Genomic DNA, 14,623 nt, shown 5'->3' on the forward strand with positions numbered 1-14,623 from the left:
TTCATCGATGAGCAACAACGAATACCGCTCCTCCTTCGCCACTTTCTCCAGCGGAGAAAGCTTGGCGCCGCCGCGTCCGGATCACGCGACTGATCTCGTGTACCGCCGGCTCGTGCAGCGCATCACCGGTTACGCCATCTACATGCTCGATGTCGATGGCGTCATCACGACCTGGAATGCGGGCGCGCAGCAAGCCAAGGGCTACACGGCAGATGAAATCATCGGCTGTCACTACGCGTGCTTCTATTCGATCGAGGAGCGGCTCGACAACCAGCCTGGTCGCAACCTCGAAATCGCACGGACAACCGGCAAATTCGAAGCGGAAGGATGGCGTCTGCCCAAGGACGGTTCGCGCTTCTGGGCGCACGTCGTCATCGATGCGCTACGCGACGAGCACGGCCATCTATTCGGCTTCGCCAAGATCACGCGCGATTGCACAGAGCACCGGCGTCTGCGCGAAGACACCCTCGATCATGAGCGACGCTTCCGCTATCTTGTGCAAAGCGTTACCGACTACGCGATCTACATGCTCGACACATGGCGTCAAGCACGACGCAGTGCTGCGACAGGCCGATCTTGCGTTGTACAAAGCCAAGCGCGAGGGTCGGAACTGCTATCGCATCTACGAGCGCGGCATGAACGATCCGCTGCGGCTGCGCAACGAGCTCGAAGACGAACTGCGCCGTAGTCTGAGGGCCGATGAACTCGAAGTGCATTACCAGCCGATCATCGACGCACGCACGGGCCAGACCACCGCGATGGAAGCACTGCTGCGATGGACGCATCCGAAGCGTGGGCCGATATCGCCGGCCGAATTCATCCCGATTGCCGAGGAACGCGGCCTCATGCCCGAACTGGGCGCGTGGGTGCTCGAGCGCGCATGCCTCGACGCCGCGCGCTGGCCGGCGCATATCCGCCTGAGTCTCAACGTGTCGCCAGCGCAGTTGCTGTACGAGGATTTCACGCGCGTGCTGGTGCGCTCGCTTAGCGTCGCCGGCCTGCCGGCACGCCGGCTCGAACTGGAGATCACCGAGACTGCGTTGCTGGAGTCCTCGGGCACGCCGCACCGCATTCTCAACGAAGTCCGGGCCTTGGGCGTGGGCGTGACGATGGATGACTTCGGTACAGGCTATTCCTCTTTGAGGCTGCTGCAGAGTTTTCCGTTCACGCGCGTGAAGATCGATCGCGGCTTCGTGAACGGGCTGGGCCGCAATCCGAAGTCCGGCGCCATCGTGCGCGCAATCACCGAATTATGTCGCACGCTGGGCCTGTCGATCATTGCCGAAGGTGTAGAAACGGAAGAACAGAGAGACGCCTTGCTCAACGAGCGGTGCGATGAGTTTCAGGGTTTTCTCATCGCACGGCCAGCCTCGGCTCAGTCGGCAGTCGGCGACGCTGACCCGGGACGAACAGCAGTTCAGCCATAGCCGACACCGCCGACACCGCCGACAAGGCAATATTCGGTTGCTGCCTGTCACTTTGCTGCCGTTGTCGATGTGGTTAGGTTACGGTTAGCTTCGGAGGAACGCGACTGAGTCTTCATGGCCGATTCCTGCTGGATGGCGAGCGCGTGCCAATCGACGGCTGCCGACATTCGCGCAATCCATTGAGGGCCGGCCAAAACGATCACGCTGAAATTATTTCAGCCGCCGCAGAATAACTTCAGCCGTGCCGCCGCTCGAAGCCGGCGTCGCCCATTTCAGCTGTTCCCCATCTACTGTGAACGGTCGCTTTTGCTGCACCCCGTTCCAATTGGGATAGGAACTTGCGATGACATGAAACGTAATCGTATTATCGAGCCCGTTCACTGTGTAAGTGCCGAAGTGCGCGATCATGCCTTGGACCACCGCTTTATTTTCCTCTGCGGTGCCTTCCATTCGATTGTCGGACGCAAACTTTGGAATATCGGCGCGGGAGGTCATGAGAATATAGTGACCGCTCTCGTCGAAGATGGCGATCCCTTGCGGATTGGTCCCGTACATGGCTTGCCGAGTGCCGTCCGGACGCACGATATCGACCGAGACGTACGCCCATGTTCCAATGACCTCATCCCTCAACGTACCAGTCTGGACGGCTCCATGCGTGCAGGAAACGAGCGTGCCCGCCAGCACTACGGAGGCGGAGCACCTGAGAAGACTTTTCCGTCTCATTGCAATCCTCCACAGAGAATATTCAGGCATGAGTCTCCCGAACTGGCTCAGCGCGCAAGTCTGTTTGGCCTCGCGGCAATATACGCCTTGTGAGCAGAAGTAGTCTGATCCTACCAAGGGATATTCAGCGTACTCACATGTTATGTTCAACCGCGACCGGCATAACCCGACCGCTTCGGCCGATCGGCCTTCGGTACGCCGAGGGTCTCTTGACAGAGTGCAACGGCCACTCGCTCGCCGTTGTCGCCGGCGCGTCGTCGGCCATAGCCGACATTGAGGTCGTTTGGATTTAACGTCAGGAGCGCGACATATTGCTGACCTTGGCGGTGTCGCACGGCAGGGCTGCAACTCTCAGCGTCAGCGAACGCACACTCACGACCCATTGCCGACGGTCGCATTCTCGACGATCCAAAGGCAGGTAACGGCGCCGTTGCGGTCATCCCGGAAGGCTCCGCGCGCGAATAGCGTGTCGACGTATCGGCGGGAGCAGAAGTCGACATACGCAACTGGGTCATCGGTGGCAGTTATGGTTGAAACGACGTGCACATCCGGAGCTTGTCACGGCCGTGCGCAGTGGGACCCAAGGCGACAATATCGGTTCCCGTCCGACTGTACCGCAGGACAGCCTGCGTGCAAATGAAAGGTAATGCCGTACTGCGTTCGACTCGGGAAATCGCGGAGCCTTACTGCGCAAGGCTTTGCGGTCGACCGCGCGGCGCGCGGCACAGCATTCCGGCACAAAAGACGCTAAACGCCTCCTTAAAAAGTGTGCCGACGCGCTTTAGAGTCACCGCTCGGGCGAGTTCGCGTGACACGTAAGTGGCGCGCTCGTCCGGAGAAAACCGACACGCGCGATCGCACTAAAAGCTGAAGTCGACCGCCGCGCAACCGGTCGACGGTCCGGTCCGCGGTCCGGGCCATGCGCGGCTTCCAGGACAATCCGGACCCGACCGATTCAATGGACAGCCGCTCGTCATCTGCGGCGCCGGCGCATCGCTGTGCTTTTGGTTCGCAGAAAAGTAAGTCGCGTAGCACACCCAAACGAGGCAACGCGGGCTGTGGTATTCGCCGAATTCGAGATAGCCGAATATGAGAAGCCGGACTTCGATTGCCACGGATTGCTTATTCCCGCACCCGCTTATTCCCGCTTCATATTATCTGACTGGCTAATCGGCCCAGATGCTGATCGGCTTCCACAGAATCGGCAGCGGAAATTGAAACTGAAGTCGCATTACTAGCGGCGCTGGTTGAAGCTAGACGCGAATGCCGGAACGCGAAGTGGCGCTTCGGCTCCGGGAGGATTGCGGCTGGACCCCACTCCCAGCGGCCCGTAGACTGCAGCCGGGCGGATTAGTTCAATCCGAAGTGATGCTTTCTTGCGAGCCGTCATCAGTTGGCAATCCGGTTCAAGTCAGTCTTTGCGCTGTCCGAATACGAGGACCCGTTGGGGCCTGTAATGGATGAAACCAAATGTGTCGCGGAATTGCAACATATTATGAAACGGGGCCGAGCAAGCGGTATCCTTCGCTTCGTCATTGGCGCACAAACCTATAAATACCGGAGTGTATTGTATGAACCGAACGAAAATCGCGACACTCTCGCTGGCGCTCCTCGGCGTCACCGGCGCAGCCCAAGCCCAAAACAGCGTGACGCTCTATGGCGTGATCGATACTGGTCTGGGTTACGTGAGTAACGCCAACTCGAATGGCGACCACCTCTATGGCATGATCAACGGTACCCTATCGGGCAGCCGCTGGGGCGTGAAGGGTCAGGAAGACCTGGGCGGCGGCTTGAAGGCGATTTTCCAGTTGGAAAACGGCTTTGACCCCGGCACCGGCCGACTGAACCAGGGTGGCCGCGAATTTGGCCGTCAGGCATACGTCGGTCTGTCTGGCAATCAGTGGGGCACGGTCACGCTGGGTCGTCAGTACGATCCGTCCGTTGACATGGTGCAAGGCATCACCGCTGACAACTACTGGGGCGCCATCGTCGCAACGCCGGGTGACGTCGACAACTACGACAACGACCTTCGCGTGTCGAACGCCGTCAAGTACGTTTCGCCGAACTTCGCCGGCTTCCAGTTCGAAGGCCTGTACGGCTTCAGCAACCTGGCAGGCGCGACCGGCCAGGGCCAAACGTGGTCGGGCGCAGCAACGTATAACAACGGCCCGTTGGCTCTCGCGGCCAGCTACCTGTACGCAAACAACCCGAGCGCCGGCCGCCCGGTGGCCCAGGCCGATGGCAGCACGACCGGCTGGAACAGCCCGTCGTCGGATTCGCTGTTCAACAGCTCGATCAACATCGGCTATCAGACGGCGCACTCGATCGGCATCGCGCGCGCTGCCGGCCAATACTCAGTCGGCCCGATGACGTTCGGCGCTTCGTATAGCTTCGCGCAGTACAAGAGCGACGGCAACTCGACGTTCACGTCGCAGGAGAAGTTCAACACGGGCAACGCGTTCGTGAATTTCCAGGCTACGCCGGCGCTTCTGCTCGGCCTTGGCTACACGTACACGAAGGCAAGCGGCGATACGGGTGCCCACTACAATCAGGTCAGCTTGGGGGCCGACTACTCGCTGTCGAAGCGCACGGACCTGTACGCTGTCGGCGCATGGCAGGGGGCAAGCGGCACGCAGAAGAACGCGGATGGCCGGACGACTTCCGATGCACAAGCTTCGGTTGGTTCATACGGGTTTTCACCGAGCGGCGCAGACCATCAGGAAGTCGTGATCGTTGGTGTCCGCCACAAGTTCTAAGCACATCTCGGCCACCACGGAAAAGCTCGAACGCGTTTGCGTTCGAGCTTTTTTGTTTATTGCGACGGGTTGACCGGCCTCATGCGGCTATGCGCTCGACAAGGCGGCGTCGTTGGGCTCTACCGAGACAGTGTGAACGTCAATGCTGTAAAGTGTTTTGCGAAGGAAACGTCGTTCGAGGCGCGTCGCCCATTCGGGCAATGCAAGATTCATTGCAACTAAACTGAACGACAATTAGATCCATCGATGCACGGCGGTCAGCGGAACTGGGCTGAGACCATCGTTGGATTTTCAACGACTCTCTGCAATGCGGTTACTTTTGGTTGAGGGCGATGACGCAAAAGCCGAAACGGTGATTGCGTGGATGCGGCTCGCGGACTATTCAATAGACTGGAAAAGTGATGGCGCCGCTGCCAGGCAGGCGCTCTCCCGCGAAAATTATGATCTCCTGCTACTGGCATTGAATGTTCCGCAACTCGACAGCATCGAACTGCTGATTAGCCACCGAAAAGCCGGTGGCACAACCCCTGCAATCATCCTGACAGAACATGGGGAAGCCGCCGAGCGCGTACGCGGACTGTATGCCGGGGCGGACGATCATATGACGAGGCCGTTGGATCAAGACGAGCTCTCGGCCAGGGTTCACTTTTGGTTACGCCGACGCAAAGGGCACGCGCAAAAATTGTTTCGGCACGATGAGCTGATGCTCGACCCCACTGCGCGCGAAGCAAAAATTGCGGGCAAGCCGCTGCATCTCACGCCACGGGAATTTGCGGTATTGCAAGCTTTGATTGAAGTGCCCGCGGCCGTAGTGAGTATGGCGGAACTCAAGAAGAAGGTGTACGCAAGCGCTGGAAAGGAAGAAAGCGGCACAAACACGATTCAGGTCTACGTGAATAGTTTGCGCCGCAAGCTTGGCGAAGACACCATCTTGACCATCCGTGGTGTTGGTTATCGCCTAAGCTGAGGCGTCAGCATTTTGGTATCGTAACTTTGCCGCTTGTCGGACGACCCGCTGGCGCCGCCGAATTCGGCGCTTTCCGGGTTGGCTTCCAACCAGAACGGCCAAGTGACCGCGATTAAACTCCAGACCGGCCAAGTGCGGCCAAACCCATGCCGCATACAGCTGGCGTTGAGCGAGCGTCAACGGCGAAGGGCTCGTCGGCGCTGCAGGCGTCCACCAGGCCTCCCCAATTTTTGCTCCGGGTGCGAGTGTTGCGATCATGATGCCTGGCGATCCGGTTAATGGATCGCGCGTCATGGCACGAACGTATATTCGCCCCCGGACGGCGACGTGCGCGTTGGCGGCGACGGCGGCTATCGTCGACTCCTAGTTTCCGGTGCATCATTGCGGTAATCTTCCCCCCGGAGGCCAATCTTGCCGTCGGTGCTCCGCTTCCCGCCAAAACCTGGCCTTCCTACATCGCCTCGGATGACCGCTTGCCCGGGCGAGCCGCCATCTGAATGTCCGAGGCGCCGATGTCGTTGGGTCATTCGAATGTCTCGCGGCAGACCGGGCCGACCGTCTGTAATTGGCCGCGAGTACGCATCCGCCGATGCGTAGGCCCGATGCTCAGATGTGCCTCTTCCGATAACTGTGGCAATCGCAAGGGATGTTTGGAGGTGATGTGTGCAAGCGACAGCGCCGCCGCTCACTGCAAGTCCCGGCCGGCGCCCCGGTCGGACGCAGCGGGGGGTGCGGGCGACTCTCCCCGCTACGCGCGCGAATTGTCGGTTGCGATTTCGCACTGAACTTATGCATTTGAAGCGGGCTAACAAGAAAGATAGTTCAATCGCCAAATACGCATTTGGCACGTTAGCCGTTGCAAGTATCGCTGTCGCACCTGCCGTTGGGCATGCGCAAAGTAGCGTCATACTTTACGGCATAGCGGATGTCGGCATCGAGCACATCAACGACACCACGGCAGGCGGCGGCCAGACGCGTGAAGTGTCCGGCAACCTGTCCGGCTCGCGCTGGGGCCTGAAGGGCGTCGAGGACCTGGGCAACGGCGTGAAGGCGATCTTTGCGCTCGAAAACGGTTTCAACATCAACGACGGCACGACCGCGCAATCGACGCGCGGCCTCGGCTCGAATCCGACGACGACCTCGCGCCTGTTCGGGCGCCAGGCCCGGGTTGGTCTGTCGTACAAGGGCCAGCAACTCACGCTCGGCCGCCAGAACTCTTTGATGTACGAACAGGCGGTCCAGTTCGACCCGATGGGCGCATCGTCGCGCTATTCGATTCTCTCGATCGACTACGCGATGGCCGCCCGCATCGACAACTCGGCGAAGTACACGGGCAGGTTCGGCCCGCTCACCGCGCAGGAGATGTACAGCACGCGCTATGACACGGGTTACGGCACCGAGGTGCCGGGCGCGGAAATCACGGGCCGCTTCTTCAGCGGAGCGTTGACTTACGCGACCGGTCCCTTCGCGGCGAGCGTGTCCTACGAGCAGCGCAACAGCAACACGGTCGCGACGAACACCGGCACCGAGCGCAGCGCGATGGCGGCCGCGAGCTACGATTTCGGCGTCGTGAAGGCATTCGGCGGCTATCGCTATCTGCGCGCATCGAACGAGTTCCTGCCGGTGAACCCGATCGCCGTCGCCAACGGCTCGGAAGCGAACACGGCCAATCTGTACTACGCCGGCGCGCAATACATGGTGACGCCCGCGTTCCAGCTCACCGCGACCGCCTACTACCAAGACGTGCATTCGATAAGCGCCGATCCGTGGCTCGCGGTGCTGTGCGCGGACTACTTTCTGTCCAAGCGCACTGACCTCTATGCAACCGTCGGCTTCGCGCGCAACAAGGGACAACTCCGCGCTGGGCGTGAACGGTTACGGCACGGTCGCGCCGGGCTACAACCAAGCCGGCGTTGTAATTGGAATGAGGCAGAAGTTCTAACATCCGGTCAACGGTCGGGCGCGCCGCCTCGCCCGACCTCAGCACTGTCAAATTGCCAATGCTTCGCCTTGTGCGACATGCGCCTGACCATCGTCGTATGAGAGGATGGCGATTCCGCCCAACTTATCTCGCGCAACGGCGATCAGTCAAACAATCAAAACGATGCATCCAGCTGAGAGTGCTTAACCTTTCCGAATCTCCGGGCATCTCTCACGGGCGAACGATGATTCACCAGGGGCAGATAGCATGCCCTCGATTTGGAACGAATTTTAATAAGAGCCAGCCTGCAATCCCTTGTCGCGCTTGGACTGGACCAACCGGAACTTCGCGCGAAAAACAAGACCACCCCCAATTGGCATCCATTTTCACGCCGAATGCGAGACGGCCCGCGCCCAAACCTTGTGAATCTGTTTTTCGACCAAGCCCAGATCACGCGCACGCTGTGGCTCGCCTCACCGAATATCTCGTTCGGACGAGGCCGATCCGTTCAGTCTGGCTGCTTCCGGCAGGTCATCGACGATCACCCACAGCTCTCGAACGGGCGGCTTCGCTCCCGGCGTTGATGCAGGCTATTGCCTGCATGGTCCTCAGGGCCTCAAGACAGCTCTTCCAGGAGCTCGGGGACTGCGGTGAACAAATCGCCGACGAGGCCGTAGTCCGCGACGCTGAAGATCGGCGCTTCCGGATCCTTGTTGATCGCGACGATGACCTTCGAGTCCTTCATGCCCGCCAGGTGCTGAATCGCGCCCGAAATGCCCACGGCCACATACAGCTGCGGCGCGACGATCTTGCCCGTCTGGCCAACCTGGAAGTCGTTCGGGACGTAGCCAGCATCCACTGCCGCACGCGATGCGCCGAGTGCCGCGCCGAACTTGTCCGCGAGCGGCTCCAGCGTCTTCGTGTAGTTTTCGCCGCTGCCCAGACCACGGCCGCCTGACACGATGATCGTCGCGCTCGTCAGTTCCGGACGATCGAGCTTCGTCACTTCGCGGCTCACGAACTGCGAGATGCCTGCGTCCGCTGCGGCTTCGATCTTCTCGACTGCCGCGCTGCCGCCTTCGCCCGCAACCGGGTCGAAGCCCGTCGCGCGAACCGTGATGACCTTGATTGGATCGATCGACTGAACGATCGCAATCGCGTTGCCCGCGTAGATCGGACGCTCGAAGGTGTCGGCGCTGTCGACGGCGGTGATATCGCTGATCTGCGCGACATCCAGATGCGCGGCGATACGCGGCGCGATGTTCTTACCGTAGGCCGTCGCGGGCGCAAGAATGTGCGAATAATCCTTCGCGATGTTCAGCACCGTGCCTTCGACGTTTTCCGCCAGGCCATCGGCGAGTTGAGGTGCATCGGCCAGCAGCACTTTTGCCACGCCCGCGATCTTCGCCGCCGCGTCCGCCGCGCCTTGCGCATTCGAACCAGCAACCAGCACATGAATGTCGCCGCCGACGAATTTGCCAACCCCAGCCGCCGCTGCAACCGTGTTCAGCGTCGCCGCCTTGATCGACGCGTTGTCGTGTTCCGCGATTACGAGAATAGCCATTTTCAGATCACCTTCGCTTCGGACTTCAGTTTTTCGACCAGCGTCTTCACGTCCGGCACCATGATGCCCGCGCTGCGCTTCGGCGGCTCCGTGACTTTCAGCGTCTTCAGGCGCGACGTGATATCGACACCTAGATCCGTAGGCTTAATGGAAATCAAAGGCTTCTTCTTCGCCTTCATGATGTTCGGCAGCGTCACGTAGCGCGGCTCGTTCAGGCGCAGGTCCGTAGTCACGACCGCGGGCAGCTTCAGCGACAGCGTTTCCGCGCCGCCATCGACTTCACGCGACACCGTGGCATTGCCATCGGCGATCACGACCTTCGATGCGAACGTCGCCTGCGGCAAACCTGCCAGTGCGGCGAGCATCTGGCCGGTCTGGTTCGAATCATCATCGATGGCCTGCTTGCCGAGAATCACAAGCTCGGGCTTCTCCTGATCGACCAGCGCCTTCAACAGTTTGGCCACGGCGAGCGGTTGCAACTCTTCGTCCGTCTCAACCAACACAGCGCGATCCGCGCCGATAGCCAAAGCCGTACGCAGCGTCTCCTGACATTGCGTCACGCCGCACGATACGGCGATCACTTCCGTAGCAATACCCGCGTCCTTCAGACGCACCGCCTCTTCCACGGCGATCTCGTCGAACGGGTTCATCGACATCTTCACGTTGGCGATATCGACACCCGTGTTATCCGACTTCACGCGGACCTTCACGTTGTAGTCGACCACGCGCTTGACTGGCACAAGAATCTTCACATCCATCTCCCGGTTTGTACTAGCGTGTACGCGCTCAAGACAACTCAGCGCGCCCCAGTTCGACATATCGCGCGAGATGATGGTCTGCATCGCCCAACTGATGATCGATCATCACGAGACGCTTCGCGTAGTGGGAAAGCGGCAGCTCCCACGTCATGCCGATCCCGCCGTGCAACTGAACCGACTCTTCCGCGACGCGCGCGCCGATGCGCCCCGCCGAATACTTCGCCGCCGACAACGCCCGCTCACGCGCGACGTCCGTCTCACCGACCGCCGCCGCCGCATTGATCGCGGCGGAACGCGCCTGTTCGATTTCCAGCAGCACATCGGCCATGCGATGCTGCAGCGCCTGGAACGCGCCGATGGGCACGCCGAACTGCTTACGCGTGCGCAGATATTCGAGCGTGTGCTCCTTCGCGACATCCATCGCGCCGACCGCTTCGGAAGCCAGCGCGACGAGACCGTAACCCACCGCATGCACGAGCGTCGCGTAGCCATCGCCTTCCTTGCCGACGAGCGCATCGGCATCGAGCGTGACGTCATCGAGCGACACCTCCGCCGCGCGTCCGCCATCGATCTTCCGATACCCGCGCACGCTCACGCCTCGCGCATCGCGCGGCACCACGAAGAGCGAAATGCCCGCTTCGTCATGATCGCCGCCCGACGTGCGCGCCGACACGAGCAGCACGTCCGCGTGCTCGCCCTGCTGCACGACGCCCTTCGCGCCCTTCAGCACCCATTGATCGCCGTGCCGCGTCGCGCGCGTGCTCACGCGTGAAAGCTCGTAGTGCGAGCCGGGCTCGTCGTGCGCGAGTGCCGCGATCGCCGCGCCGTCGATCATCTTCACGATGATCCCGCGCTGCCTGTCATTGCCCGACTGCGCGAGCGCGCGCCCGACGATCAGCGCATCGAGGAACGGCTCGACGACGAGCCCGCGCCCGAGCGCCTCGAATACGACGGAGACATCGAAGCCGTCGCCGCCGAAGCCGCCGGACGATTCATCGAAGAACGCGCCGATGATGCCGAGCTCGCAAAAGCGCCGCCACATGTCGCGGCTCAAGCCTTCTTCCGAGCGCGCGATCCGGTCGCGCGTCTCGAACCCATACTGCTCGGCGATGAAGCGGTTCAGCGAATCCGCGAGCATCCGCCGGTCTTCCGTGTGCTGGAAATTCATCGTGCGAATCCTTTAGAGCCCGAGCATCATCTTCGCGATGATGTTCTTCTGAATTTCGTTGGAGCCGCCGAAAATCGACAGCTTGCGATTGTTGAAGTACTGCGCCGCCGCGCTCAATGCTTCATCCGGTCCGACCGGCGCGCCTTCGTAGCCCTCGTCGAGTGCCTCGTCGATGAACGGTTGCGCATACGGTCCCATCGCGCGGCGCATCAGCGACGAGATCTCCTGACGAATTTCGGTGCCGCGAATCTTGAGCATCGAGCTTTCAGCGCCGGGCACGCCGCCGCCCGCCACTGCCGCGATCACGCGCAGATTCGTCGTCTTCATGTTCTCGAGATCGATCTCGACGCGCGCGAGCCGCGCGGCGAACAGGGGATCGTCGATGAGCGCGCGGCCATTGCTCTGCACCTTGCCCGCAGCCGCTTTCAGGCGGCGCAGCGCCGCGACCGAAAAGCCCACGCCTGCGATATTCGTGCGCTCATACGTGAGCAGGTACTTCGCATAGGTCCAGCCCTTGTTCTCCTCGCCGACGAGATTCGCCGCGGGCACGCGGACATCGGTGAAGAACACTTCGTTGACTTCGTGCTCGCCATCGAGCGTGATGATCGGACGCACTTCCACGCCCGGCGTGTTCATGTCGATGAGAAGAAAGCTGATGCCTTCCTGCTTGCGCGCATCCTGCGACGTGCGCACGAGACAGAAGATCATGTTCGCGAAGTGCGCGAGCGTGGTCCACGTCTTCTGGCCGTTGACGATGTAATACTCTTGGCCGTTCTCCATCGCGCGCACGGCGGTGGTTCGCACCGATGCGAGGTCCGAGCCCGCGCCCGGTTCCGAATAGCCCTGGCACCACCAGTCGGAGCCGTCGAGAATGCGCGGCAGCCAGTGACGCTTCTGCGCTTCGCTGCCGTACTTGATGAGCACCGGCCCGAGCATGTTCACGCCGAATGGCACGATGCGCGGCGCGCCCGCAATCGCGCATTCGTTCTCGAAGATGAACTTCTGCACCGCCGTCCAGCCGGGGCCGCCGTATTGCTTCGGCCAGTGATTCGCGAGCCAGCCTTTGGCGTTGAGGATGCCGTGCCATTGCGCCATGTCGTCGCGCGTCAGGTGCTTGCCCGTATGCACTTTGTGCGCGATGCGCTCGGGCAGCGACGTGCGCAGGAATTCCAGCACTTCCGCGCGAAACGCCTCTTCGTCAGCGGTGAATTTCAGGTCCATGACTGTGGTTCCATTTCGAAAATGATGCCTTGAGCGGTTGAGGCCGACTGGTACAGGCTCATGAAGTTCTTGCCGTTAGCGACGAGTTCCACAAGCAGCGGCGATGCAGGCCGAGCACGTCCAGCGGTCGCGAGATGCTCGCGACAATCTGGTCTGGACGTGGAACTCGGATTTCAAACCAGTCCGGTCGCGTAATAAACACCAATCACGAAAACGACCGCAATCGTCTTGATTAGAGTCACGGCGAAAATCTCCGAATACGATTGACGATGAGTCAGACCTGTCACGGCCAGCAACGTAATCACTGCTCCGTTGTGCGGCAGTGTGTCCATTCCGCCGCTTGCCATGGCAACTACGCGATGCAATACGTCCATCGGTATATGTGCGGCTTGCGCGTTCTTGATCAACATCTCCGATGTAGCGGCAAGTGCGATGCTCATGCCGCCCGAGGCGGATCCGGTAATGCCGGCCAACGTACTCACCGACACGGCGGCATTCACGAGCGGATTGGGAATGGTCTTGAGGGCGTCGCCGATTACGACGAAGCCTGACAACGCCGCGATCACCGCACCAAAGCCGTACTCCGATGCTGTATTCATCGCCGCCAGCAATGCTCCACCTGCGGCGGCTCGTGTGCCTTCGGCGAATGCTGCGACAACGCGCCGATATGCCGAGATGACCACAAACGCAATGCCGAGAATCAACGCTGCCTCGACGGCCCAGATTGCGGTCACGGTTTTGATCGATGTGGTCACCGGGGCGAGGACGCCGGGGAGTACGTGCGGCGCAACGGTGTACGACGCGCCGTACCAGACCGGAATCCATTTCGTGAAGAGATAGTTTGCGACGCCAACCAATATGAGCGGCATGATCGCGAGCACGGGATTGGGCAGCGCATGCTCTTCGACGCGAGCCGGCTCGTTCAAGAGCGTACTACCGTAACCTTCGCCCTTCGCCATCACGCTCTTGCGGCGCCACTCCAGATAAATCAGGCCTACGATGAGCATGAAAATGGACCCGGCCGTGCCAAGCGCAGGCGCGGCCCATCCGGTGGTCTTGAAGAACGTGGTCGGGATGATGTTCTGAATCTGCGGCGTGCCCGGAAGCGAATCCATCGTGAAACAGAAAGCACCCAGCGCAATCACGCCAGGCATGAGTCGCTTCGGAATATTGCTTTGTCGATACAACTCTGCTGCGAACGGATAAACCGCGAATACGACGACGAACACTGATACTCCACCGTACGTCAGAAGCGCGCACACAACGATGATTACCACATTCGCACGCGACCGGCCGATAAAGCGGATCGCTGCAGCGACGATCGCCGCCGCGAAGCCCGATATTTCGATTACCTTGCCGAACAACGCGCCGAGCAGAAACACGGGGAAGTAGAGCTTCACGAAGCCCACCATCTTTTCCAGGAAGATGCCTGAAAACACGGGCGCGACGGCAGCTGGCTCAGTCAGCAACACGGCACCTAGTGCTGCGATTGGCGCAAAGAGAATGACGCTATAGCCGCGATATGCGGCCAGCATCAAGAAAGCCAGCGAACAAAGGACAATGATCAGGGCCATGCAAGTCTCCAATTCCATCTATGAGTTATATCGGCCTCTGACATCGCGCCAGTCGCCGTGTTACGTACAACGAATCGAACACTCCGCAATTGAGTGGTAAAGCGGTCGCGTCTGTCAGTCGCGGCCGTGTGTTCCGCGCCATTGCCGGACGCTGAAGAAGCGTTTATGCAACGGCATGACAAAGTGACTAGCAAAACATTCCGCGGCGTGCGTCGGCAGGAACGAAGTGCCAGTGACCGAACGGTAAACCGCCAGCCAGACTTTGTAAATAGGGATATGGCGTTGTCTATAGGATAATTTTTCGGTTGCCTTCCCGTTGATTCTCGGCCGGAGGTTCGCCGACGAGGAACGGGCAAGTCCGTACCTCGGCGAAACGAGAGCCGTGGCGTCGGAGCGGCAATGCGGGACGGTGCGAGGATCGGCAACTGTCTGCCGACGAGGGATGGGCCTGCGCATCGCCTTTTCAGGAAAAACCCTATGACGTTATCCTACAGACAACGCAATATCCCTATTTACAACACCGTTCAATCCGTTTACCGTTCAG

Annotated in this window: 10 protein-coding genes and 1 pseudogene; 5 read left to right on the top strand and 6 right to left on the bottom strand. The window is 60.4% G+C overall.

Features of this window, described 5'->3' with window-relative positions; all coding sequences use genetic code 11:
• Positions 1-7: 7 nt before the first annotated feature.
• Both AC1Z32_RS09675 and AC1Z32_RS09680 read left to right on the top strand, forming a co-directional pair.
• Entirely contained in the window at positions 8-688 is a 681-nt protein-coding gene (locus AC1Z32_RS09675; protein ID WP_483478498.1) for a PAS domain-containing protein, read from the top strand.
• Positions 636-1,427: a putative bifunctional diguanylate cyclase/phosphodiesterase gene (locus AC1Z32_RS09680; protein WP_483478499.1), complete on the top strand. Its 792-nt coding sequence runs from the start codon at positions 636-638 to the stop codon at positions 1,425-1,427. Before AC1Z32_RS09675 ends, AC1Z32_RS09680 begins: the two co-directional genes overlap by 53 nt.
• 210 nt (positions 1,428-1,637) lie before the next feature.
• Here AC1Z32_RS09680 and AC1Z32_RS09685 read toward each other — a convergent pair whose 3' ends face one another.
• Positions 1,638-2,150, bottom strand: coding sequence for a lipocalin-like domain-containing protein (locus AC1Z32_RS09685; protein ID WP_483478500.1), 513 nt, complete (start codon positions 2,148-2,150; stop codon positions 1,638-1,640).
• Between the two features lie 1,571 nt (positions 2,151-3,721).
• Between AC1Z32_RS09685 and AC1Z32_RS09690 the strand changes: the two genes are divergently transcribed.
• The 3 genes and pseudogenes from AC1Z32_RS09690 to AC1Z32_RS09700 all read left to right on the top strand — a co-directional run bounded on the left by AC1Z32_RS09690 (position 3,722) and on the right by AC1Z32_RS09700 (position 7,815).
• Entirely contained in the window at positions 3,722-4,906 is a 1,185-nt protein-coding gene (locus tag AC1Z32_RS09690) for a porin (RefSeq protein WP_483478501.1), read from the top strand.
• 307 nt (positions 4,907-5,213) lie between these two features.
• Positions 5,214-5,873 carry a response regulator transcription factor gene (locus tag AC1Z32_RS09695; RefSeq protein WP_483478812.1) on the top strand — a complete coding sequence of 220 codons (660 nt, stop codon included), beginning with the start codon at positions 5,214-5,216 and terminating at the stop codon, positions 5,871-5,873.
• A gap of 789 nt (positions 5,874-6,662) precedes the next feature.
• A pseudogene (locus AC1Z32_RS09700) lies at positions 6,663-7,815 on the top strand (porin).
• Positions 7,816-8,410: 595 nt separating this feature from the next.
• On the opposite strand, the gene AC1Z32_RS09705 reads toward AC1Z32_RS09700, so the two are convergent.
• The 5 genes from AC1Z32_RS09705 to AC1Z32_RS09725 form a co-directional block, all read right to left on the bottom strand.
• Positions 8,411-9,358 (bottom strand): electron transfer flavoprotein subunit alpha/FixB family protein, encoded by a 948-nt coding sequence (locus AC1Z32_RS09705; RefSeq protein ID WP_483478502.1) that lies wholly within the window; start codon positions 9,356-9,358, stop codon positions 8,411-8,413.
• A gap of 2 nt (positions 9,359-9,360) precedes the next feature.
• Complete coding sequence (locus AC1Z32_RS09710; RefSeq protein WP_483478503.1) at positions 9,361-10,110, bottom strand: electron transfer flavoprotein subunit beta/FixA family protein; 750 nt, start codon at positions 10,108-10,110, stop codon at positions 9,361-9,363.
• A 34-nt stretch (positions 10,111-10,144) separates the two neighbouring features.
• Complete coding sequence (locus AC1Z32_RS09715; protein ID WP_483478504.1) at positions 10,145-11,284, bottom strand: acyl-CoA dehydrogenase family protein; 1,140 nt, start codon at positions 11,282-11,284, stop codon at positions 10,145-10,147.
• A gap of 12 nt (positions 11,285-11,296) precedes the next feature.
• Positions 11,297-12,505 (bottom strand): acyl-CoA dehydrogenase family protein, encoded by a 1,209-nt coding sequence (locus tag AC1Z32_RS09720; RefSeq protein ID WP_483478505.1) that lies wholly within the window; start codon positions 12,503-12,505, stop codon positions 11,297-11,299.
• Positions 12,506-12,678: 173 nt separating this feature from the next.
• Positions 12,679-14,079 carry a GntP family permease gene (locus tag AC1Z32_RS09725; RefSeq protein WP_483478506.1) on the bottom strand — a complete coding sequence of 467 codons (1,401 nt, stop codon included), beginning with the start codon at positions 14,077-14,079 and terminating at the stop codon, positions 12,679-12,681.
• Positions 14,080-14,623: the final 544 nt, after the last annotated feature.

The organism is Caballeronia sp. 11_S32 (assembly GCF_056930355.1).